This is a genomic window from Sphingomonas radiodurans (genome assembly GCF_020866845.1).
Lineage (GTDB): Bacteria > Pseudomonadota > Alphaproteobacteria > Sphingomonadales > Sphingomonadaceae > Sphingomonas > Sphingomonas radiodurans.
Map to the genome: position 1 here is coordinate 2,090,157 of NZ_CP086594.1, position 20,492 is coordinate 2,110,648.

The following is a 20,492-nucleotide window of genomic DNA, read 5'->3' on the forward strand; positions in this document are numbered from 1 at the left end:
AAGTTCTATCAATTGACGCCCCAGCGTATGGAAACTTTATCGAACTTTTCTAAATCTGCATAAACGCCTGCGGCGCGCTGTCGATTCAGCCATGCTTCAATTCGGCTTGGCAGGGCACGAGACAGTTCGATGCTGTCGTCGGCACCCGTGAAGTCTTGGATAGCTTTTGGCGCATCGAGGCAGACCCGGTCGGAGCCCGCACCGCTCACCGGCCAGTCTGACGCTGCCGACCAGACGATTGCTGCCGCTCCCGCCCGGAAGCAATGTCGATAGCAGTTCAGATCGGCGGCGTGCCCGCCAGATAGAGCTCGCTTGGCACGCTGGAAGGCACGGATGCCGCAGGCACGGCGCGCGTTGCCGCAGCGCGGAGCCAATCGGGACCGTCAGGCCGGCTGCGCGTAGATCCGTCCGAGCGGGTCGCCACGCGGCCATAGACTGGCCGCTCGGAACTGCCGGGTGCCCCGCCGCCGAACATGTCGGCAATATTGCCGTAGGTCGCCGGATCGCGCCCGTCGAGGCTCAGCCGATCGTTGAGATAGCAGGCGGTGGTCCAGGCCGTCTTCGGATCGGGCGTCATCGCGATGATCCGCTTGCCCCAGTACATGCGCAGATTGTTGTGCATCCACCCGTCCGCGAGGAACTGGCGCTGACACGCGTTCCACGTCTCGTCGCGCGTCGTACCGCCCAGCATCGCAGTAAGCGACTCGATTTCTGGACGCGGGTCATCCGCGTGCGCGGCAAGCGAGTCGCGCGCCCAGCCGGATATTCGGTCGTAGCGTTCGGGGTGCGCGAGCGCCCGTGCACGATAATGGAACCACTCGCGCCAGCTGAGCAGCTCGTCGGCGAACTTCTCCTTATTCGCGGGCGCTGCCCTGGAGGTTTCGACAGCCGCCATGACCTCGCGCGGGCCGAGCACGCCGAAGTGCAGATACGGCGACAGCCCGCTTGCACCGTGTGATCGAGTGGCATCGTTGCGGACCGACGCATAACTCGGGAGCACCTCGGTCGCAGCCCTCCGCAATCGCGCCAGTGCCGGGTCGCGCCCCGCCGGGAACATCGCGCTCGGTGGGAGTGAGTGATCGATCGCAAGGCGTGCGACCAGCGCGTCCAACGCGGCGTCGGCCATATCGGTGAGGTGGTCGGGTTCGAAGGGCAGCGGCCCTGCGCAAGGCGCGACTTGGGGCAATTCCTCTGTGCTCCGCAACCACGCGTCGCGAATCGCCACGTGGCGCCGGCGGAACGCAGAGGTCGAGCCGACGCCATCACCGATCACCGCGGGCGGGACGACGCAGGCCGCGTTTACCGCGATGACCGGCATGCCGGCCTTGTCCGCGACGCGCTGCGCCTGCCAGCGCGCGACGAAGGTTGGCTGATCCTCGACCAGCACGGCCGCCGCATCGGCTGCAAGGCGATAGACGAGACCCTTCTCGCGCCTGTCGGCCCGATCGACGTGGGACACGCATGCCAGCCCTCGCTCCGCGCAGTCGCGCGCCAAGTCACGACTTGCCCCGAGAATGAAGCGATGGAGGCGGTCGGAGGCGTAGGGATAATCCTCGCGCAGTCCATGGTATACAAGCACTGGCAGTCCGCGTGCATTGCCGAGCCGGATCGCCGCATCGATCACAGGATTGTCGTGTGCGCGTAGCGCCTGCTGCAGCCAACACAGCACGTAGCGCGCCCCGTCCGGCTCGGCGGCAGTGTTGAGCCGGCGCGCACGCGGTGCCTCCGCCCAAGATGCCAGCGCCGCTGGCAGTGTGTCGCTCATCTTCGTCTCACCACCACCGCGATCCGGGCTCGCCCTTGAACGGTCCGGTCAGATCGGCCGTGATCCAGCCGCCGTAGAAACCGCCCGCCTGCGGCGTCACCAGCGCGCCATCGACGGTGCAGCGATCAAGCGGGCCGGCATAGAAGGCCACGTGATCGCGCAGCGCGCGGAAGGCGGCTGTCGGATCGGGGTAGCTCCAGGCAATGTCCCGCAGCAATTCGTCGCCGATGACGAGATCATGATAGACCGCCTCGCCTTTCCATTCGCAAAATGATCGGCGAGACGAGGGTCGAAGTAGACCGGGTGCGATATCGGCTGGCGGCAGGTAATAGCTTGGCGGATGGCTGGTCTCGAGTGTCCGCACGGCAGTGCGCGTGTCAGCCACCACCAACTCGCGATGTTCGATCCGGATATGCCGCGATGTCCTTTCGGCAATCGCGGGGCGGGGGTAGTTCCAAACGCTTTCCTTGCCTGGCTCAGCGGGGGCTGGGGTCGGTCTCACGCCGCGCTTCTCCGACGAAGGATTGCTTGAAGTCGCGGACGAACCTTGAGGAAACCGATGTAACCTCGTTCAAGCAACCGCAGCACGAGCGGCTGGCGCGCCAGCAGCCCCAGCGGGCGGAGCAGCGGGATTGCTCGCCACATCGCCGCAAACGCCGCAGCGCCTGACAGCAGTCGTCCGTTTTCCATGGCATGAAAACGGCCGAGTAACTCGCCGCGATCGATCGGGCAGGCGCTGGCCGGGTTCGCCGCGTCGACGAACGTGATGGCGCCGCGTTTATCGAGCCGGCGCATCACCGCGATCTCGCGCGCGCACAACGGACAGCCTCCGTCGTGCCACACTATCACCCCGCCAGACCCTGGCACTTTCCCATGATTCACATTCACACACCCATAATCCTCCGGATTCCTTCCACGATCCATGGTTAAATGCGCTAGGCATGTTCATGCGCGTCGAAACCAACGCAGATCGCCCGGCGCTGGTTGTTTCGTCCCGGTTAGCCGGCTAACCGGCGCGGTCATGCGCTACATCAGCACTCGTGGAGCCGCCCCCACGCTCGACTTCCGCGGTGCGACGCTTGCCGGGCTCGCTTCGGATGGCGGGTTGTACGTACCCGAAACGTGGCCGGCGCTTTCGCGCGACGAGATCGCTGGCTTCGCTGGGCTGTCCTATGTCGATACAGCGGTGGCAGTGATGGCGCCGTTCGTAGGCGACAGCCTCAGTCGCGATGAGCTGCGCGACTTGTGCGAGCAGGCCTATGGTCGTTTTTCGCACGCTGCCGTGACGCCGCTGAAGCAGCTCGATCATGATCAGTGGCTGCTCGAACTGTTCCACGGGCCGACGCTGGCGTTCAAGGACGTTGCGCTCCAGTTGCTCGGGCTGCTGTTCGAGCGATTTCTCGTCGGCGATACCGAGGGCCCGCTGACGATCGTCGGTGCCACCAGCGGCGATACCGGATCGGCGGCGATCGATGCGGTTGCTGGGCGCGCGGGGATCGATATCTTCATGCTCCATCCCGCCGGGCGGGTGAGCGACGTGCAGCGCCGCCAGATGACGACGATGCGCGCGCCGAACGTCCGCAACATCGCGATCCGCGGCGATTTCGACACCGCACAGGCGTTGGTGAAGGCGATGTTCAACGATGCCGCGTTCTCAGGGCGATTCCGGCTGAGCGCGGTCAATTCGATCAACTGGGCGCGGCTGATGGCGCAGGTGGTCTATTATTTCTACGCCGCGGTGCGGCTCGGCGCGCCCGATCGCCCGATCGCATTCAGCGTGCCGACGGGCAATTTCGGGGATGTCTTCGCTGGTTATGTCGCGGCGAAGATGGGGCTGCCGATTGCGAAGCTGGTGGTCGCGACCAACGTCAACGACATCCTCGCGCGGGCCTTGTCGTCCGGTGATTATTCCAGCCGCACGGTGATCCCAACCGCGACGCCATCGATGGATATCCAGGTCTCGTCGAATTTCGAACGGCTGCTGTTCGACCTTGGCGGGCGCGACGGAGTGGCGCTGGCAGCCCAGATGCAGGGCTTCGAGAGCTCCAAGGCGATGCGGCTGACCAACGCTCAGCATGAGGGCGCGGCGGGGCTGCTGACCAGCGCTACGATTGATGCAGATGGAATGGCGCTCGCGATGCGCTGGGCGCATGAAGCAGCGGACGAGGTGATCGATCCTCACACCGCAGTCGCGCTGGCAGCGGCGCGCCGACAGCCGTTTGGCGTGCCCATGGTGACGCTGGCGACAGCGCATCCTGCCAAGTTCCCCGATGCGGTGGAGCGCGCGACCGGGATCAGTCCTGTTTTGCCATCGCGTGTTGGCGACCTGTTCGAGCGCGAAGAAGCGTTTGACACGCTTGATGCTACGTTCGGCGCTGTGACGTCCTATATCGCGGAACGCGCTACAGCGCGTTCCTAGCGCCGCGCTCCGTTTGCCCGGATCACGATCAGGATCGGAGCTGCCGATCCTGCACTTTCATACTCGAGAAGACCGATGCCTTTCCCCCGCCGCACCTTCGCGATCATCTCGCACCCCGACGCCGGCAAGACGACGCTGACCGAAAAGCTGCTGTACGTTGGCGGCGCGATCCATCTTGCCGGCCAGGTTAAGGCGCGCGGGCAGACGCGGCGGGCGCGATCAGACTGGATGAAGATCGAGCAGCAACGCGGAATCTCGGTCACGTCGTCGGTGATGACGTTCGAGAAGGGGGGGGTTACCTTCAACCTGCTCGACACGCCGGGGCACGAGGATTTCAGCGAAGATACCTACCGGACGCTGACCGCGGTCGATTCTGCGGTGATGGTGATCGATGCGGCGCGCGGGATCGAGGCGCAGACGCGCAAGCTGTTCGAAGTGTGCCGGCTGCGTTCGGTGCCGATCATCACCTTCGTCAACAAGGTCGACCGCGAGGGGCGTAGCGCGTTCGATTTGCTCGACGAAATCGCCGACGTGCTGGCGCTCGACGTGTGTCCGATGAGCTGGCCCGTCGGCATGGGCGGCACGTTTGAGGGTGTGCTCGACTTGACGACCAACAAAATCAGCCGTCCCGATGGTGACAGTCGCACCTTTCAAGGCCGGATCGAGGACGCAGCGGACATTCCCGCCGTCGTGGCGGAGGAGATCGAACTCGCGCGTGGCGGTTATTCCTCGTTTGATGGCGAGGCGTATCGCGCGGGCGATCTGACGCCGGTGTATTTCGGATCGGCGCTCAAGGACTTCGGCCCTGCCGAGCTGATCGCGGCACTCGCCGACTATGCCCCGCCGCCGCGCGCGCAGCCAGCCGAGCCGGCGCCGGTGCAGCCCGACGAAAAGGACGTCACTGGCTTCGTCTTCAAGGTGCAGGCGAACATGGACCCGATGCACCGCGATCGCATCGCGTTCATGCGATTGTGCTCGGGGACATTCAAACGCGGCATGAAGCTGACGCCGACGGGCCACGGCAAGCCGATCGCGGTCCACTCGCCGATCCTGTTCTTCGCGCAGGATCGCGAGCTCGCCGACGAGGCTTTCCCGGGCGATATCATCGGCATACCCAATCATGGCACCCTGCGAGTGGGCGATACGCTGAGCGAGCGGCCGGGGGTGCGGATCACCGGGCTGCCGAACTTCGCGCCTGAAATCCTGCGCCGCGTGATCCTGACCGACCCGACCAAAACCAAGCAGTTGCGCAAGGCGCTAGACGATCTTTCCGAGGAAGGCGTGATCCAGGTATTCTATCCGGAGATCGGATCGAACTGGATCATCGGCGTGGTGGGACAGCTGCAGCTGGATGTGCTGCTGTCGCGGCTGGATGCGGAGTATAAGGTCGGCGCCAAGCTCGAGCCGGCGCCGTTCGATACGGCGCGATGGGTTTCGGCGGAGGAGCCGGCGGCGCTGAAGGATTTCATGGATCTCAACCGCGGCGCGATGGCCAAGGATCGCGATGGAAATCCGGTGTTCCTTGCCAAGAGCGCGTGGGAAGTGGGTTATATTGCAGAGCGTTACGCGACGGTGCGGTTCGCGGCGACGCGGGAGCGGTGAGGGTGATGGCCGAGCGATTTGAACGACATCGCCAGCCGTGGCGGCAGGATGAGATCCAGAAGCTGCACACGCTCGCCAAGAAGGGCATGGCGCTCAAGGCGATCGCCAAGGCGCTGACACGAAGCGAGGAATCGGTGAAGGATCAGGCCAAGCTCGACGGGCTGTCGATCGCCAAGCTCCGCTAAACAACTGTGATACCAGAGCATTACGACGTCATCGTGCTGGGCGCCGGCGCGGCCGGATTGATGTGCGCCGCAACTGCCGGACAGCAGGGCAAGCGCGTGCTGGTGATCGATCATGCTGAAAAGGCAGGAAAAAAGATCCTGATCTCGGGCGGCGGCCGGTGCAATTTCACCAACACGGGGACGACGCACGAGCGGTTTATCTCCGCCAACCCGCACTTCGCGCGATCGGCGCTCGCCCGTTACACGCCTGCGGATTTCATCGCCCTTGTCGATCGTTACGGGATCGCCTGGCACGAAAAGACGCTCGGGCAATTGTTCTGCGACGGATCGGCGCGGCAGATAGTGGCAATGCTGCTCGAAGAGGGTGAAAAATGGGGTGTTAAACAAGCAATCGACACTCGGATTGCGGAGATTCAGCACGCTGACGGTGAATTTCGGGTCACGTGTTCGACAAAGGTTGCGCAGGCCCGCGCGCTGGTGATCGCGACGGGCGGACCATCGATCCCGAAGATGGGCGCGACCGGCTTCGCCTATGATCTGGCGCGGCAGTTCGGATTGAAGGTGGTCGAGCCGCGGCCGGCATTGGTGCCGCTGACGCTGGGTGGCGACGATCCGTTCCGTGCGCTGGCGGGCGTCGCAACCGAGGTGATCGCGCGCGCGGGGAAGGCGGCCTTTCGCGAGGCGATGCTGTTCACGCATCGCGGGCTTTCGGGGCCGGCGGTGCTTCAGGTGTCGTCGTACTGGCGGCACGGCGAGCCGATCGCGGTCGACCTGCTGCCCGATCGCACCGAGGGCTGGCTGCGCGACGCGAAACGCACGACGCCGCGCGCGCAGGTGGGCAAGCTGCTGGCCGGGGCGATGCCGCAGCGGCTGGCGGAGGCGCTGGTGGGCGCGCTGGGCATCTCGGGCGAACTGGCCAATGTGGCGGATGCGAAGCTCGCGGCGGCGGAGCGGGCGCTGGCGGCGTGGCGGTTCGCGCCCAATGGCAGCGAGGGGTTCGCCAAGGCCGAGGTGACCGTCGGCGGCGTATCGACCGCGGAGCTTTCGTCCCAGACGATGGAGGCGAAGCGGGTGCCGGGGCTGTATGTGATCGGCGAGGCGGTGGATGTTACCGGGTGGCTTGGGGGATATAACTTCCAGTGGGCCTGGGCGAGTGGCTGGGCGGCCGGGATGGCGGTTTGAAGCCCACCTGTCAGGGAGGCGCTGCTTCCACTGAACTGCCGATCGACGGGCTCTAAAAAGTGGAGGCGACCGAAGCCGCCTCCCGAAGTTGCTGATGGAAAGGGGCCGGAAGCCCCGACTAAGCCGCTAGATTAGCGGCGGCGCATGTGGGGCCGCACACGCTCAACACGACGGTGCCGAATGCGCAGATACCCCGAGACATAAACCATAGCGGCTTTTCTCTTGATATTGGACGCTAGCCGTGCGATTCCGATGCTTGTCACAGCGGTGGAATTGGGCACGACTAGCGCCCGATTGAAGCTACGGAGGGCCGGCCTTTTGGTCGGCCTTTTCCGTCTTGCGGGCTAACGATTTCCGCGACTGCGTTTCCCTATCACATCGGCGCCTCCTTTAACTTGCGGGTACATCGCCCGCTTGCGAGTCGGAATCCTGCTCTCGCAGATTCGTCGGTAGGTCCGTTGCAAGATTTTGGCAACTGTGTATCTGTATGGCGGAACAGAAAAGATACGTGTTCTGTATCTGTTCTATACGGAGGCGAGCATGGATACCGCACTTAAAAATGCTCTGGCGCGTTTGAACGAAGAGGCTCGCCGCCTGACCACGATCGACGAAGATATCGCCTCGCTGCAGACTGCGCGCCTGCGGGTTGTAGCTGAATTAGAGCGTCTGAACCAATTCGTGAACCTTTGGTACGAAATGGCGGGGGAGAAGAGGCCGGTAGAGCCGAAACCTGAGCCAGGCGATACGCCTCCGTCTACGCGCCGGAAAAATCCGGATCGAGAGATCGTCGTAGGCGCAGCGCTGGACTTTATACGGGAGGCCGGCAAGCCCCTCAACCGGCGAGAGATCGCTGATAGGCTCCCCGAGCGGGGGCTGACTCTACAGGGGAAGGATCCCGACATGATCCTCAGCACGATGTTGTGGCGCTCTAAAGACCGCGTCGTGCGACTTTCTGGTCACGGCTACTGGCCAGCCGATGAGGACTATCTGCCGGCAGACTACATTCAATTCGGTGGGGTGGTGCTGGGTGGAGACGTCGCCGCGGGGCCGGAAGGTGGCGTTGAAGCGGACGATGCCGACTAACACGACACTCGCCATTCACGCGGGCTGCAAGTGGCCTTGCCGGCGAGGTCCAAAGAACCTCCGTTCAAGTCGTGCGCGGCGCTTTTCTCCAAGCTTAACTGCGCGCTCAAACCCTTCACTATAAATCTCTAGCAGCCGATGCGCAGACTCGAACGATGCGACTTTCGCAAGCACGTCAATACCAAGGGGGCTACATTCGTAGAGGAAATAACCGTCGTCGCCGAGGTGGTTTGCTTCGCTTTCGCTGACAACGCTCTTCGACAAAGAGGAAATGTAAAGGTAACGCTCACCGTCAATTCGACGATATGCTAGGAAGTCGTCCATGGCTATTCGACCTCATAAACGCATACGGCAGCAACCCGGCATCTCAGCTAATGAGCTGGCACGATACCTCGTTGCTGGCGATCACGCTCGCGAGGGAATCATACGCCGCGCGAAGGAAATCGCAACAGCACCAGTGATCCGCTATCGCGATTTGCGCAATGGTTTGGCTGCATATCTCGGCGACGCTGCAAGGCCCTCGGCGACCTTAGCCACACTGGAATTGCTCTTGCAGCAAAAAGCGGATGACCAAAGCAGCACAGGGTTCACAAGAGAGGACGCGCAGGCCTCTCTAGAGGCGTTGGCCACCTTCCGGCGCTTTCAAAACCAGCTTGGCGGCTTTGATTTCAAACAGCCGGGAAAATGGGCTGGTGCGCTGCCCATTGAGGGAGTGGCTGTTTCGGTTTATCCAGACTTAGCCCTGACACAGCAATCGCGTTCAAGTAGCCGTTACGGCATTGCGCTCTTCCGGCTCGCGAAAGGCGACGACCAAGAAAGCGTAAACGCGGCTGGTAAGCGCACCGAGATCGCAAAGTACGTCGCGACGCTCGCCTATATGCAAGCGAGCGCTCACTGCGCGCCCGATCATGTTGCATATCCCGCTCTTTGTATGTCGATCGACGTTCAGAATCAGCAGATTGTGGCGGCTTCAAACAGCCAAACGATCCGTGTCAACAATATCAAAGCTGCTTGTCGGCAGATCGCCCGTGCGTGGGATGCTCTGTAAGCGGCTGTGTCATACAACTCATAGGCCCCTCCCCTGAAGGGGAGAGGGGAAGAACAAGGCTATCTTGCTGTTGGGACGCCTAGCAGGTTGGCGACCTTGGCCTTGAAGGCGCGGAGCTTTTCGCCCGACAGGGTGGCGACGCTGGATAGCGAGATCGAGCGAGGGTTTACGTTCGTGCCGTTCTTCCACACTTCCCAGTGCAGATGCGGCCCGGTCGACAGGCCGGTCGAGCCGACATAGCCGATGATCTGGCCGCGCGACACGCGCTGGCCGGCGGAGACGGCGAAGCGGCTCATGTGGCCATAGCCGCTGGCGATGCCGCCGCCATGATCGAGCTTCACGAAATTGCCGTAGCCGCGGTTGCGGCCGGCCATTGCGACGCGGCCTTCGATCGGCGCGTAGATCGGCGTGCCGTGCGGCGCGGCGAGATCGAGGCCCTTGTGCATGCGCAGGAAGCCGAGCAGCGGGTGGCGGCGCATCCCGAAGGTCGAGGAAATGCGGCCCGAGACCGGCATGCCCATGAAGCCCTGACGCTTGGACTGGCCGTTCGCGTCCCAGAATTGCCCGCCGTTGCCGTCGCCGTCTTCCCAGCGCACCAGCCGCAGCTTCTTCGACCCCTGATCGAGCGCGGCATATTGCAGCTGGCCGACCTGGACCTCGCCGGTCGCGGCGCGCGCGTGATCGGCGATGATGTCGAACTTGTCGTCGGCCCCGATCGCGCCGATCGACGTGCGCGCGGCGATCGCCTTGATATAGGCCTCGACCAGCTTGGCGGGGGCGCCGGCGGCGCGCGCCGAACGGTACAGGCTCGATCCGGCGAGGCCCTGGATGCGCAGCGGGGTGCGATCGATCGCGATCGGGCGGCGCTCCATCGTGAGGCCATCGCCTTCGCGGTGCAGCGCGAGGTTGAGATCGAAGCGGGCGCGGAAGGCGAGGTGATCGAGCGGACGCGCGGTGCGGCGATCGCGGCGGCGGCCGAGCCGCAGATCGAGCATCGTGCCCGGCTTGAGATCGCCGAGCGCGACTTCGCTCGAGACGAGCGCGGCGGCGCGCGCGGCATCGGCGCGGCCGACGCCGGCACGCTGCAGCGCGGCGCCGAAGCTGTCGCCATTGCCGAGCGCGGCAGTGAGCTCGATCGTCGGGCGCTCGGGCGTTTCGGCGAGCGGGCGGACGAGATCGTTGGCGGCCATGCGGCGGCCGGTCGAGGCACCAAGGCCGAGCGGCGCGATCGAGAGCGTGTGCGCTTCCTCGCGCTCCGCCCCGGTCATGCTGGTCGTGATGAAGCCCGGGATCGGGCGGATGCCGGGATTGGTGAGCACGGCGGCGGCGATCAGGCCGGTGCAGGTGACGAGGCCACGCCACCACGTGCCGCTGCCGATCCGCGCGCCGAGATCGGGCACCCAATCGGTCTGGTGCAGCGTGCCGCGGACGCGATCGCGCAGCGGCACCTCGCGCACCGGCACGATGGCGCGCCCGAAGCCGCGCGAGCCCGCCGCGCCGGCGAGTTCCAATCCAGGCTGCTCGCGCAGAAACACGACGAGTAGAGGCGCCCCCAAACGCTAACTGTTCGCCGATCCACCCCCGGCGCAGGCATGGGCGTTGTGGCGGGCGAGTCCTAAAGTCAAATTAACCTGAGACTTAAAGGCGCAGCGTTGCGCCCAACCGTTCGGCCCATGCGCCGAAAGGGAGCGGTTGATTCGCAAGCGGTTGCGCCCGATGTTCCTGGCTATGCCTGGCCATGACAATGCCCGCGTCACCGCGGTTCTGGGGCCGACCAACACCGGCAAGACTCACCTCGCGGTCGAGCGGATGGCGGCGCATTCGTCAGGCATGATCGGCTTTCCGCTGCGGCTGCTGGCGCGCGAAGTGTACGACCGCGTCGTCGCGATGAAGGGGCCGGAGCGAGTCGCGCTGATCACCGGCGAGGAACGGATCGTTCCCAAGGATGCGCGGTGGTTTCTCTGCACTGCCGAATCGATGCCGTTGGAGCGGGATGTGGCGTTCGTGGCGCTCGACGAGGCGCAGCTTGGCGCGGATACCGAGCGCGGGCATGTGTTCACCGATCGGCTGCTTCATGCGCGTGGGCGCGAGGAGACGATGATCCTCGGCTCGGCGGCGCTGAAGCCGGTGGTGCGATCGCTGGTGCCCGGCGTCGAGATCGTCGAGCGGCCGCGCTTTTCGGACCTGAGCTACGCCGGGGCGAAGAAGATCAGCCGGCTGCCGCGGCGCTCGGCAATCGTCGCGTTCAGCGCCGAGGAAGTCTATGCCGTGGCCGAGATGATCCGGCGGCTGCGTGGCGGCGCGGCGGTGGTGATGGGCGCGCTTAGCCCGCGCACGCGCAACGCGCAGGTGGCGATGTTCCAGGCGGGCGAGGTGGATTATCTCGTCGCGACCGATGCGATCGGCATGGGGCTGAACATGGACGTGGCGCATGTCGCGTTCGCCGGGCTGCACAAGTTCGACGGCAAGCGGCGGCGGCGGCTGACGACCGCGGAAATGGCGCAGATCGCGGGGCGGGCGGGGCGGCACCAGCGCGACGGCACGTTCGGCGCGGTCGCCGAGGAGGGCCCGGACGCGTTCCTGCCCGAGGAAGTGCTGGCGATCGAAGGGCATCGTTTCCCGACGCTCGACACATTGTATTGGCGCGAGGGCGATCCGGACCTGTCGAGCGTCGACGCGTTGCTGGCGTCGCTATCTGCGCCGCCGAACCACGAGACGCTGCGGCCGGCGCCGGAGTCGGTCGATCTTGCGGTGCTGCGCCGCATGGCCGAAGACCCTGCGGTGCGCGCGCGCGCACGCGGGCAGGTCGATCGGCTGTGGGCGGCGTGCGGGATTCCCGATTTCCAGAAGCTGGGGGTCGAGCCGCATACGCGCTTCGTTGCGCGCGTGTTCGGGTATCTTTCCGAGGGGCATTTGCCGCATCAGTGGTTTGCGGACGAAGTGGCGCGGCTGGATCGTGCCGATGGCGATGTCGAGACGATCGCGGGGCGCGTCGCGGCGATCCGCACCTGGGCGTATATCGCGCAGCGCAAGGACTGGCTGGCCGATCCGGCGCATTGGGCGGCGCGGACGCAGGCGGTGGAGGAGCGGCTGTCCGATGCGCTCCATACCAGCTTGACGCAGCGCTTCGTCGACAAGCGCACGAGCGCGTTGATGAAGCAGATCGGCGCGGGGGCGGGCGCGCTGCCGGTCGAGATCGGCGCGACGGGCGAGGTGACGATCGACACGCATGCGATCGGGCGGCTCGATGGCTTCCGCTTCGTCGTGGCGCCCGAGGCGCGCGCGACCGACAAGCGGCTGCTGCTCGCGACGGCGGAGAAGCGGCTGGCGGGCGAGCGGCGCGCGCGGGGACAAGCGCTGGTCGCGGCGGCGGACGATCGCTTCGTGCTGGCGAGCGGTGGCGGCATCGTGTGGGGCGGGCATGTCGTGGCGCGGCTGGCGCGCGGGCGATCGCTGGGGCGGCCAGTGGTGGTGCTGGACGATGCGCTGGATTGCCTCGACGTGACGCTGCGGCGCGCGGCGCTGGAGCGGGTGCAGCGCTGGGTGGAGGCAGCGGTTGCGGCGCAGTTGCCCGCGCTGGCGGCGCTCGCGGGGCTGGCGCGCGATCCGGCGGCGACGCCGGCGCTGCGCAGTACCGCGGCGGCGATCGAGGCGGGGGCGGGGATTACGCAGCGGTTGCCGGTGCGCGTGGCGATCGAGGCGCTGACGGCGGCGGATCGCACACGGCTGCGGCGTGGCGGGGTGACGATCGGCGCGCTCGACCTATTCGATGCGCGATTGCTCAAGGCGCGTGCGCGGCCGTGGCGCGAGGCGCTGCTCGTGGCCGCGGGGCAGCCGGTGCCGGTGCCGGCGGCGGATGGCGCGACGGTGCTGCCGCGCGGCGCGCCGGGTGCGACACTTGCGGCGGGTTTCCGCCCGCTCGGCACGCAGGCGGTGCGGATCGATCTGGTCGAGCGGATCGCGCGCGCCGCGCATTATGCGCGCAAGGGCCGCACGCCGTTCGCGCCCGATCCGGCGCTCGCGACGTCGATCGGGTTGGAGCCGGCCACCGTGGCGCGGTTGATGACCGAACTGGGCTTCCGGCCGCTGCCCGAGGGGCGCTGGGCGTGGCGCGGGCGGCCGCCGGCGGCGGTGATCGCGCCGCGTGCCGACAATGCGTTCGCGGCACTGGCGGAGCTCGGGCTTGGTTGAACGGCGGGGGGCCACGAGCGCGGCAGCCGAGCCGACGATGCGGCTCGACCGATTCCTGTGGTTCGCGCGGTTGGCCCGCACGCGCGAGGTGGCGCAGGCGATGGCGATGGAGGGGCGGCTGCGGATCGACGGCCGCGTGATCGACCGCGCGCATGCGCCGGTGCGGGTCGGCTGTATCCTGACCTTCTTCAAGGCGGGCGAAGTGCGCGTGCTGCGCGTCGAGGCGCTGCCGGTGCGGCGCGGATCGGCGCCCGATGCGCTGGCGTGCTACATCGATCTCGACACGATGGACGATGCCACGCGCGGGGCCGCAAACGTATGGCAGGAAGGCGCGGGCGATTGACGATGGCCAGCGCTACGCATAGCAGCGCCTCCACGCCTGCCGACCGAGGGGAGTTTTACCGGCCATGACCTATGTCGTCACCGACGCGTGCATCCGTTGCAAATATATGGATTGCGTCGAAGTGTGCCCGGTCGATTGCTTCTACGAGGGCGAGAACATGCTCGTCATCAACCCCAGCGAGTGCATCGACTGCGGCGTGTGCGAGCCGGAATGCCCGGCCGAGGCGATCCTGCCCGATACGGAGAGCGGACTCGAGCAATGGCTTGAGCTCAACACGACCTTTTCGAACCAATGGCCCAACGTGACGCGCAAGGGCGACCAGACCCCCGCCGATGCCGACGAGCACAAGGGCGAAGAGGGCAAGTACGACAAGTATTTCTCGGCCGAGCCGGGCCCGGGGGACTGAGCGGTTTCGCGCCTGCGATGCGCCACGATGGCGCTATCGCGGGGCACCGATCCAGACCGGTATCGAGGCGGGGCGAGCGGAGGCTTGCGTCCGGATGCCGCAAACGCCAGCGATGCTGACCGATCGCCGCTGGTAATATTGTTGCAACGATGCTATATAAGTCCGCGACGGGCGCTTTCCTTGTGCGCCCTGCTGGAGAAGCTCAACCCCTTCACGTCTTATTGGCTGGATCGAGCGGGTATTGAAACCCGCTTCGTCGTGCCAGTGCCGTGATGTAACCCAGAGGGTCCGGTTCCTATGGCTGCAAAGCTGCTGCACTTCGATGTCGGTGATTACGTCGTTTACCCCAAGCATGGCGTGGGTCGCGTCGTCGAGCTGCAGAAACAGGAAATCGCTGGCATGCAGCTCGAACTGTACGTGCTGCGCTTCGAGAAGGAGAAGATGACGCTCCGCGTGCCGACCAACAAGGCCGAGAGCGTCGGCATGCGCAAGCTATCGTCGGACAAGACGATGCGCGAGGCGATGGAAACGCTGAAGGGCAAGCCCAAGGTGAAGCGCACCATGTGGTCGCGCCGTGCGCAGGAATATGAAGCGAAGATCAACTCGGGCGACCTAGTGTCGATCGCCGAAGTGGTGCGCGATCTGTTCCGTGCCGAGGACCAGCCCGAGCAGAGCTATTCCGAGCGCCAGATCTTCGAAGGCGCGACGAGCCGCCTCGCGCGCGAACTCGCCGCGATGGAGCAGCTCGACGAGCCGGCAGCGCAGGAGAAGATCCTCGACATTCTTCGCGCCGCGGCGGCGATCTACAACAAGGACAAGGTGCCGGCGTAACGCTCGCGTCTTGATCCGGTGACAAAGGGGCGGCTCTGCGGGGCCGCCCTTTTCATTTGTGTCGAACTATTGCGTAATGCCCCTTAGTGTATTAGTACGGCGATACACAGGGAGGTGGTCATGCGCGCTTTCGTCTTTGCTCTACTGATGCCGCTTGCGGCGTGTGGCGGCGGTTGGTCCGACGATGAAAGTCCGGGCGTGCCGGCGACCGGATCCGGCGGCACGCGCAATTACGCCGTCGCCGATTTCACTGCGGTCGACCAGCGCGGGCCGGACGATGTCGACGTGCGCGTCGGCGCGGGCTTCTCCGTGCGCGCCGAGGGCGATCCCGACGTGCTCGACAAGGTGAAGATCGAGCAGGTGGGCGATGCGCTGCGGATCGGGCGCGTGCGGACGGCTGGCTTCAACTGGAGCTCGTCGTCGGGCGCCAAAATCTATGTGACGATGCCGCGACTGACGCGCGCGACGCTTGCCGGATCGGGCGACATGGCGATCGACCGGGTCGAGGGCGCTGCGTTCGACGGCAAGATCGCGGGCTCGGGGGCGCTGGCACTCGGCGCAGTCGCGGTCGAAACGCTGCAATTGACGATCGCGGGGTCCGGTAGCGTCGCGGCGCGCGGAGAGGCGGCGACGCTCGGCGTTTCGATCGCCGGTTCGGGCGATGTCGACGCGGCGGGGCTGACCGCGCGCGGTGCCACCGTCAAAATCGCGGGCACGGGCAGCGTGAAGGCGCTGGTCGATGGCGATGCCAAGGTCTCGATCGCGGGTGTGGGTGATGTCGATCTGGGGCCAAAGGCGCGGTGCCAGACGAAGAAGGCGGGCTCGGGCGAGGTGCGCTGCGGCGGGTGAGGCCTTGCGCCATGCCCGCGCTTGATGCGAGGCTGACGCATGTTCCGTTTTGCGTTGCTTAGCCTGCTCGTTGCCGCTGCCACGCCGGCCGCGGCGACCGATCGCGTCTTTTCGGTCGGGAGCTATGAACGCGTGCGGGTCGACGGGCCGTTCGAGGTGCGGATCGTGACCGGCGGCTCGCCGCGCGCGACCGCGTCGGGCGATCGCGAGCTGATCGAGCGGCTGACGATCGCGGTCAACGGCACGATGCTGACGGTGCGGCTCGGCAGTAGCGGATGGGGCGAGATGCCGCGCAGGGCGACCCAGGCGCCGCCCGTCATCACGCTATCGACTCCGCGGCTCACGTCGCTCGCGGTTAGTGCGGGCGCGCGCGCCACCGTCACGCGGATGGCGGCACAGCGCATCGATTTGCGCGTGATCGGATCGGGCACGCTGACGCTCGATCGTGCCGATACCGACCAGCTCAGTGCCGCGCTGACCGGATCGGGGACGATGACGATTGGTGGCCGGGCGAACCGCGCAATCTTGCTGGCGGATGGCGCCGGGACGATCGATGCGTCTGCACTAGGGGTAAACGACCTGATCGCGCGGCTGGAAGGCGCGGGCGAGATGAAGGCCGCGGCGCGTTATACCGCGCAGGTCACGAGCAACGGGCTTGGCCGCGTGACCGTATCGGGCGATGCGAAATGCACGGTGCGCGCGCTTGCCGGCGGTCCAGTGACGTGCGGGAAGCAGCGATAAGGCACGCCGGCGAGACGCCGCCGGCGCAGCGCTTACTTGATCTTGGTTTCCTTGAACGCGACGTGCTTGCGCACGACGGGATCGTACTTGTTGAAGCTCAGCTTCTCGGTCTTCGTGCGCGGGTTCTTCTTCGTGACGTAGAAGAAGCCGGTATCGGCCGTGCTCACGAGCTTGATCTTGACGGTGGTCGGCTTGGCCATGACCCGCGAATCCTGTTCTTTAGCGACAACAAAAAGAGCGGCGAGCACAAGCGCGCCGCTTCCAACGCCGGCCCGATGAAGGATCGGAGCGCCTGAGTCAAGTCGCGCGGCCGAAGTGTGGCGTCGTTAAGCCGGCTTTTACTGCACCGCTGCTATCACAATAGTCGAGTGGAGGGCGGCAATGAACGAGGGCATCCAGGACATACGCGCTGACCTGATTCGGCGAATTGCCGCGATCGAGTGGCGCGCCGGGCCGGGCGCGATCGCCGGCGAAATCGACGGTATCCGCCGGACCGCGCATGGCGCGCAGATGCTGCCCGCGGTGACGGTCGCACACCTTTTGGAAGCGGCCCTCGCGCGCGGCGAGCGCGGCGCGCTGGTCCATGGCTGGCTGGCGATGCTGCGCGAGGCAGTGGGCAGCGAGCGGCAGGATGCCGCCGCGTCTGCGACCTTCGCGGCGGCGTGCCAGGTCCGCTTCGCCGCCTGATCGACGCGACCGGACCCTCGACATGGACGCGCTGATGGCCGCGCTGGTGCTCGGCGCGATTTGCCAGGCGGGCGACAAGACGCCGTGGCTCGCCGCGATCCTCGCCGATCGCTATCGCACGCCAGGGATCGTGATCCTTGCAACGGCCGTAGCGCTGGCGGGCAATTATGCGCTCGGCGTGATTGGCGGGCTGCTGATCGCGCCGATGATCACGCCCGAGGCCAAGCTACTGCTGCTGGCGCTCGCGCTGCTGTTTGCCGGGCTGAGCACGACATTGCGATCGAAGACGCCCGATCGGCTCGAGGGGTGGCGGCTCGGTGCGCTCGGCACGAGCATGCTGGGGCTGGCGATCATGGTGTTCGGTGATCGCATGCAGTTCGTCGTGGTGGGGCTTGCGGCGCGCAGCGAGCTGCCGTGGCTGGCGGCGATCGGCGCCACGCTGGGGGCGCTCGCGGTGGCGGTGCCGGCGGCGCTGATCGGCGAGCGGCAATGGCTCGCGCTGCCGCAACAGCACATTCGGATCGGCAGCGGGATCGTGCTCGTGCTTGCTGGTATCGTCTTTGGCCTGATGGCGTTGCGGCTGGTTTGATCGATTGCGCCGATCGGGATTGACCGTGGAGCGATTCCGCGATCGGATCGTTCTCGCAACGAACCCGAAATCATTGGAGCCGACACCATGGCCGACATCGCCCCCGAGCTGAAGACACCGACCGACCTGCAGCGCAACGACACGCGCTCGGTCGCAGAGGCGCTGAACTCGTCTCTCGCGGACTGTTTCGCGCTGTATCTCAAGACCAAGAACTTCCACTGGCACGTCTCCGGGCCGCATTTCCGCGACTATCACCTGATGATGGACGATCAGGCCGCGCAGATCCTGGGCGTGACGGATGCGATCGCCGAGCGCGTGCGCAAGACCGGCAACGTCACGCTGCGCTCGATCGGCGACATTTCGCGCCATCAGACGATCAAGGACAACGACAAGGAGTTCGTTGCGGCGGACGACATGCTGGCGGAGCTTCGCGAGGACAACCTCAAGCTCGTCGAGAGCTTCCGCGTGGTGAAGGACGCCGCGGACGAGGCGAAGGACAATGCCACCAGCGGGATCGTCGACGAGTGGACGGATCAGGCCGAGGAACGTGCGTGGTTCCTGTTCGAGGCGAGCCGCAAGGGGTGATTTCAGTCCCAATCCTCCCCGAACTCGTTCGAGGAGGGGGACCGCGCCCGTAGGGCGTGGTGGAGGGGTAATGCCACGAGCGCGCCGTCTGTGGCATTTCCCCTTCACCATCCGCTTTGCGGATGGTCCCCCTCCCCAAGCTTTGCTTGGGGAGGATTTGATAGGGTAGCTGCCCACCATGCACGCCTTCGCGCAGCTTCTCGATTCGCTGATTTATACCCGCTCGCGCAATGCGAAGCTGAAGCTGATCGGCGATTATCTGCGCGATACGCCCGATCCCGATCGCGGCTGGGCGATGGCGGCGCTGACCGGGGATCTCGACATTCCGGGTGTGAAGCCGGCGGTGATCCGCGGGCTGATCGAGGAGCGGGTCGATCCGGTGCTGTACCGGATGAGCCGCGATTTCGTCGGGGATTCGGCGGAGACGATTGCGCTGCTGTGGCCGACGCCCGACGCGCCGGCGGTGGATGCTGCGCCGCTGACCGTCTCGGCGGTGGTCGATCAGTTGATGCATTTGCCGCGCGGCGAGGCGCCGGCGGTGCTGGCCGGGATGCTCGATGCGCTCGACGCGGACGAGCGGTTCGCGTTGCTCAAGATGGCGACGGGAGCGTTGCGGGTCGGGGTGTCGGCGCGGCTGGCGAAGCAGGCGCTGGCGAATGCGTTCGGGATAGATGTCGAGGCGGTCGAGGAGGTGTGGCACGGGATCGATGCGCCGTACGCCTCGCTGTTCGCCTGGGCCGAGGGGCGCGGTGAGCAGCCGACCGCGGCGGACGTGCCGGTGTTCCGGCCGTTCATGCTCGCGCATCCGCTGGAGGATCTGCGCGTCGACCTTGCCGATTATGCGGCCGAGTGGAAGTGGGACGGAATCCGCGTCCAGATTGTCCATGTCGCGGGCGAGACGCGGCTGTACAGCCGGACCGGTGATGATGTGACGCGCGCGTTTCCGGATGTCGCGGCGGCGTTTTCGGCGTTCGGGGCGGTCGACGGCGAGTTGCTGGTGAAGGGTGAGGCGCAGGGTGGAGCGCTCGGCGCCGGCGGTGATGGGGGAGGCGGCGCGGCGAGCTTCAATGCGTTGCAGCAGCGGCTCGGGCGCAAGGTCGTGTCGGCGAAGATGCTGGAAGAGGCACCGGCGTTCGTGCGGCTCTATGACATCCTGTTCGACGGGGCGGAGGATCTGCGCGCGCTGCCGTGGCATGAGCGGCGCGGGCGGCTGGAGGCGTTTGCAGCGCGGCTCGATCCCGAGCGGTTCGATGTCAGCGCGTTGATCGAGGCAAAGGATTTCACCGATCTCGAAGGCATTCGTGCCGGTGCGCGGGATGCCGCGATCGAGGGGGTGATGCTGAAGCGGCGCGATTCGCCGTACGTTACCGGGCGGCGCGTCGGGCTGTGGTACAAGTGGAAGCGCGATCCGCTGACCGCCGATTGCGTGATGATGTATGCGCAACGCGGCAGCGGGCGGCGATCGTCGTTCTACAGCGATTATACCTTCGGGTGCTGGACGCCGGAGGGCGAGCTGCTGCCGGTGGGCAAGGCCTATTCGGGGATTACCGACGAGGAATTGAAGCTGCTCGACAAGTTCGTGCGGACGAAGACGGTCAACCGCTTCGGGCCGGTGCGCGAGGTGGAGAAGACGCTGGTGCTGGAGATCGCGTTCGATTCGATTCACGAATCGAAGCGGCACAAGTCCGGCGTGGCGATGCGCTTTCCGCGGATTGCGCGGATCAGGATGGATAAGCCGGCGGCTGAGGCGGATACGGTGGCAGGGCTGCGGCGGCTGATTACGTGAGCCGTCCTCCCCATGCGGAGCATGGGGAGGGGGACCAGCGAAGCTGGTGGAGGGGCGGCGCGTAGCGCCGGCTGTGGTGCGCTTGTGGCTTTCCCCTCCACCACCGCCTTTGGCGGCGGTCCCCCTCCCCATCTGCGATGGGGAGGATGGCGGGGGCGCGGTTCTGCTGTAGCGCTCCCTCATGTCGCCCTTCACCCTTG

Annotated in this window: 22 protein-coding genes; 16 read left to right on the forward strand and 6 right to left on the reverse strand. The window is 66.0% G+C overall.

Annotated features, from left to right (window positions below; genetic code table 11):
- Positions 1 to 8: 8 nt before the first annotated feature.
- The 4 genes from LLW23_RS09705 to LLW23_RS09720 form a co-directional block, all read right to left on the reverse strand.
- The gene (locus tag LLW23_RS09705; protein ID WP_228945035.1) at positions 9 to 209 is read right to left on the reverse strand and encodes a hypothetical protein; all 201 of its coding nucleotides are present in this window, start codon (positions 207 to 209) and stop codon (positions 9 to 11) included.
- Between the two features lie 68 nt (positions 210 to 277).
- A complete protein-coding gene (locus tag LLW23_RS09710) occupies positions 278 to 1,765 on the reverse strand; it encodes a deoxyribodipyrimidine photo-lyase (RefSeq protein ID WP_228945037.1) in 1,488 nt (495 codons plus the stop codon).
- Positions 1,766 to 1,772: 7 nt separating this feature from the next.
- Positions 1,773 to 2,267 carry a DUF427 domain-containing protein gene (locus LLW23_RS09715; RefSeq protein ID WP_228945039.1) on the reverse strand — a complete coding sequence of 165 codons (495 nt, stop codon included), beginning with the start codon at positions 2,265 to 2,267 and terminating at the stop codon, positions 1,773 to 1,775.
- Positions 2,264 to 2,560: a DCC1-like thiol-disulfide oxidoreductase family protein gene (locus LLW23_RS09720; RefSeq protein WP_228948525.1), complete on the reverse strand. Its 297-nt coding sequence runs from the start codon at positions 2,558 to 2,560 to the stop codon at positions 2,264 to 2,266. The genes LLW23_RS09715 and LLW23_RS09720 overlap by 4 nt, the downstream gene beginning before the upstream one ends.
- Before the next feature lie 226 nt (positions 2,561 to 2,786).
- On the opposite strand from LLW23_RS09720, the gene thrC reads away from it, so the two are divergent.
- The 6 genes from thrC (at position 2,787) to LLW23_RS09750 (ending at position 9,284) form a co-directional block, all read left to right on the forward strand.
- Positions 2,787 to 4,184, forward strand: coding sequence for a threonine synthase (thrC, locus tag LLW23_RS09725; protein ID WP_228945041.1), 1,398 nt, complete (start codon positions 2,787 to 2,789; stop codon positions 4,182 to 4,184).
- A gap of 75 nt (positions 4,185 to 4,259) precedes the next feature.
- On the forward strand, positions 4,260 to 5,786 hold the full coding sequence (locus tag LLW23_RS09730; RefSeq protein ID WP_228945043.1) for a peptide chain release factor 3: 1,527 nt from the start codon (positions 4,260 to 4,262) through the stop codon (positions 5,784 to 5,786).
- A 5-nt stretch (positions 5,787 to 5,791) separates the two neighbouring features.
- On the forward strand, positions 5,792 to 5,971 hold the full coding sequence (locus tag LLW23_RS09735; protein ID WP_228945046.1) for a hypothetical protein: 180 nt from the start codon (positions 5,792 to 5,794) through the stop codon (positions 5,969 to 5,971).
- Between the two features lie 60 nt (positions 5,972 to 6,031).
- Positions 6,032 to 7,153, forward strand: coding sequence for a BaiN/RdsA family NAD(P)/FAD-dependent oxidoreductase (locus LLW23_RS09740; RefSeq protein WP_228948526.1), 1,122 nt, complete (start codon positions 6,032 to 6,034; stop codon positions 7,151 to 7,153).
- A 540-nt stretch (positions 7,154 to 7,693) separates the two neighbouring features.
- Positions 7,694 to 8,236 carry a hypothetical protein gene (locus LLW23_RS09745; RefSeq protein WP_228945047.1) on the forward strand — a complete coding sequence of 181 codons (543 nt, stop codon included), beginning with the start codon at positions 7,694 to 7,696 and terminating at the stop codon, positions 8,234 to 8,236.
- A 322-nt stretch (positions 8,237 to 8,558) separates the two neighbouring features.
- Positions 8,559 to 9,284: a hypothetical protein gene (locus tag LLW23_RS09750; RefSeq protein ID WP_228945048.1), complete on the forward strand. Its 726-nt coding sequence runs from the start codon at positions 8,559 to 8,561 to the stop codon at positions 9,282 to 9,284.
- Between the two features lie 59 nt (positions 9,285 to 9,343).
- Here LLW23_RS09750 and LLW23_RS09755 read toward each other — a convergent pair whose 3' ends face one another.
- Complete coding sequence (locus LLW23_RS09755) at positions 9,344 to 10,795, reverse strand: M23 family metallopeptidase (protein ID WP_228945049.1); 1,452 nt, start codon at positions 10,793 to 10,795, stop codon at positions 9,344 to 9,346.
- A gap of 217 nt (positions 10,796 to 11,012) precedes the next feature.
- Between LLW23_RS09755 and LLW23_RS09760 the strand changes: the two genes are divergently transcribed.
- From LLW23_RS09760 to LLW23_RS09785, 6 genes are all read left to right on the forward strand, one after another.
- The gene (locus tag LLW23_RS09760) at positions 11,013 to 13,475 is read left to right on the forward strand and encodes a helicase-related protein (protein WP_408642040.1); all 2,463 of its coding nucleotides are present in this window, start codon (positions 11,013 to 11,015) and stop codon (positions 13,473 to 13,475) included.
- Between the two features lie 37 nt (positions 13,476 to 13,512).
- The gene (locus tag LLW23_RS09765; RefSeq protein WP_228945051.1) at positions 13,513 to 13,818 is read left to right on the forward strand and encodes an RNA-binding S4 domain-containing protein; all 306 of its coding nucleotides are present in this window, start codon (positions 13,513 to 13,515) and stop codon (positions 13,816 to 13,818) included.
- A 64-nt stretch (positions 13,819 to 13,882) separates the two neighbouring features.
- Positions 13,883 to 14,224: a ferredoxin FdxA gene (gene fdxA, locus LLW23_RS09770; RefSeq protein ID WP_228945053.1), complete on the forward strand. Its 342-nt coding sequence runs from the start codon at positions 13,883 to 13,885 to the stop codon at positions 14,222 to 14,224.
- A 297-nt stretch (positions 14,225 to 14,521) separates the two neighbouring features.
- Entirely contained in the window at positions 14,522 to 15,055 is a 534-nt protein-coding gene (locus LLW23_RS09775; RefSeq protein WP_228945055.1) for a CarD family transcriptional regulator, read from the forward strand.
- A gap of 120 nt (positions 15,056 to 15,175) precedes the next feature.
- A complete protein-coding gene (locus LLW23_RS09780; protein WP_228945056.1) occupies positions 15,176 to 15,904 on the forward strand; it encodes a head GIN domain-containing protein in 729 nt (242 codons plus the stop codon).
- A 39-nt stretch (positions 15,905 to 15,943) separates the two neighbouring features.
- The gene (locus LLW23_RS09785) at positions 15,944 to 16,645 is read left to right on the forward strand and encodes a GIN domain-containing protein (protein WP_228945058.1); all 702 of its coding nucleotides are present in this window, start codon (positions 15,944 to 15,946) and stop codon (positions 16,643 to 16,645) included.
- A gap of 32 nt (positions 16,646 to 16,677) precedes the next feature.
- On the opposite strand, the gene rpmG is transcribed toward LLW23_RS09785, so the two are convergent.
- A complete protein-coding gene (gene rpmG, locus LLW23_RS09790) occupies positions 16,678 to 16,845 on the reverse strand; it encodes a 50S ribosomal protein L33 (protein ID WP_228945060.1) in 168 nt (55 codons plus the stop codon).
- A gap of 181 nt (positions 16,846 to 17,026) precedes the next feature.
- Here rpmG and LLW23_RS09795 point away from each other — a divergent pair, with 181 nt between their 5' ends.
- From LLW23_RS09795 to LLW23_RS09810, 4 genes are all read left to right on the forward strand, one after another.
- Positions 17,027 to 17,332, forward strand: a complete 306-nt coding sequence (locus LLW23_RS09795) for a hypothetical protein (protein WP_228945062.1) — start codon at positions 17,027 to 17,029, stop codon at positions 17,330 to 17,332.
- Positions 17,333 to 17,354: 22 nt separating this feature from the next.
- Positions 17,355 to 17,921, forward strand: a complete 567-nt coding sequence (locus LLW23_RS09800) for a TMEM165/GDT1 family protein (RefSeq protein WP_228945064.1) — start codon at positions 17,355 to 17,357, stop codon at positions 17,919 to 17,921.
- An 87-nt stretch (positions 17,922 to 18,008) separates the two neighbouring features.
- On the forward strand, positions 18,009 to 18,506 hold the full coding sequence (locus tag LLW23_RS09805; RefSeq protein ID WP_228945065.1) for a Dps family protein: 498 nt from the start codon (positions 18,009 to 18,011) through the stop codon (positions 18,504 to 18,506).
- A 178-nt stretch (positions 18,507 to 18,684) separates the two neighbouring features.
- Positions 18,685 to 20,292: a cisplatin damage response ATP-dependent DNA ligase gene (locus tag LLW23_RS09810; RefSeq protein ID WP_228945066.1), complete on the forward strand. Its 1,608-nt coding sequence runs from the start codon at positions 18,685 to 18,687 to the stop codon at positions 20,290 to 20,292.
- Positions 20,293 to 20,492: the final 200 nt, after the last annotated feature.

Coding starts and splice junctions, on each gene's coding strand:
- LLW23_RS09730 (WP_228945043.1), top strand. CDS start 4,260: ATGCCTTTCCCCCGCCGCACCTTCGCGATCATCTCGCACCCCGACGCC.
- LLW23_RS09740 (WP_228948526.1), top strand. CDS start 6,032: ATGTGCGCCGCAACTGCCGGACAGCAGGGCAAGCGCGTGCTGGTGATC.
- LLW23_RS09750 (WP_228945048.1), top strand. CDS start 8,559: ATGGCTATTCGACCTCATAAACGCATACGGCAGCAACCCGGCATCTCA.
- LLW23_RS09780 (WP_228945056.1), top strand. CDS start 15,176: ATGCGCGCTTTCGTCTTTGCTCTACTGATGCCGCTTGCGGCGTGTGGC.
- LLW23_RS09745 (WP_228945047.1), top strand. CDS start 7,694: ATGGATACCGCACTTAAAAATGCTCTGGCGCGTTTGAACGAAGAGGCT.
- LLW23_RS09810 (WP_228945066.1), top strand. CDS start 18,685: ATGCACGCCTTCGCGCAGCTTCTCGATTCGCTGATTTATACCCGCTCG.
- LLW23_RS09760 (WP_408642040.1), top strand. CDS start 11,013: ATGCCTGGCCATGACAATGCCCGCGTCACCGCGGTTCTGGGGCCGACC.
- LLW23_RS09735 (WP_228945046.1), top strand. CDS start 5,792: ATGGCCGAGCGATTTGAACGACATCGCCAGCCGTGGCGGCAGGATGAG.
- rpmG (WP_228945060.1), bottom strand. CDS start 16,845: ATGGCCAAGCCGACCACCGTCAAGATCAAGCTCGTGAGCACGGCCGAT.
- LLW23_RS09775 (WP_228945055.1), top strand. CDS start 14,522: ATGGCTGCAAAGCTGCTGCACTTCGATGTCGGTGATTACGTCGTTTAC.
- thrC (WP_228945041.1), top strand. CDS start 2,787: ATGCGCTACATCAGCACTCGTGGAGCCGCCCCCACGCTCGACTTCCGC.
- LLW23_RS09785 (WP_228945058.1), top strand. CDS start 15,944: ATGTTCCGTTTTGCGTTGCTTAGCCTGCTCGTTGCCGCTGCCACGCCG.
- LLW23_RS09805 (WP_228945065.1), top strand. CDS start 18,009: ATGGCCGACATCGCCCCCGAGCTGAAGACACCGACCGACCTGCAGCGC.
- LLW23_RS09800 (WP_228945064.1), top strand. CDS start 17,355: ATGGACGCGCTGATGGCCGCGCTGGTGCTCGGCGCGATTTGCCAGGCG.
- LLW23_RS09765 (WP_228945051.1), top strand. CDS start 13,513: ATGCGGCTCGACCGATTCCTGTGGTTCGCGCGGTTGGCCCGCACGCGC.
- LLW23_RS09795 (WP_228945062.1), top strand. CDS start 17,027: ATGAACGAGGGCATCCAGGACATACGCGCTGACCTGATTCGGCGAATT.
- LLW23_RS09720 (WP_228948525.1), bottom strand. CDS start 2,560: ATGCGCCGGCTCGATAAACGCGGCGCCATCACGTTCGTCGACGCGGCG.
- LLW23_RS09710 (WP_228945037.1), bottom strand. CDS start 1,765: ATGAGCGACACACTGCCAGCGGCGCTGGCATCTTGGGCGGAGGCACCG.
- fdxA (WP_228945053.1), top strand. CDS start 13,883: ATGACCTATGTCGTCACCGACGCGTGCATCCGTTGCAAATATATGGAT.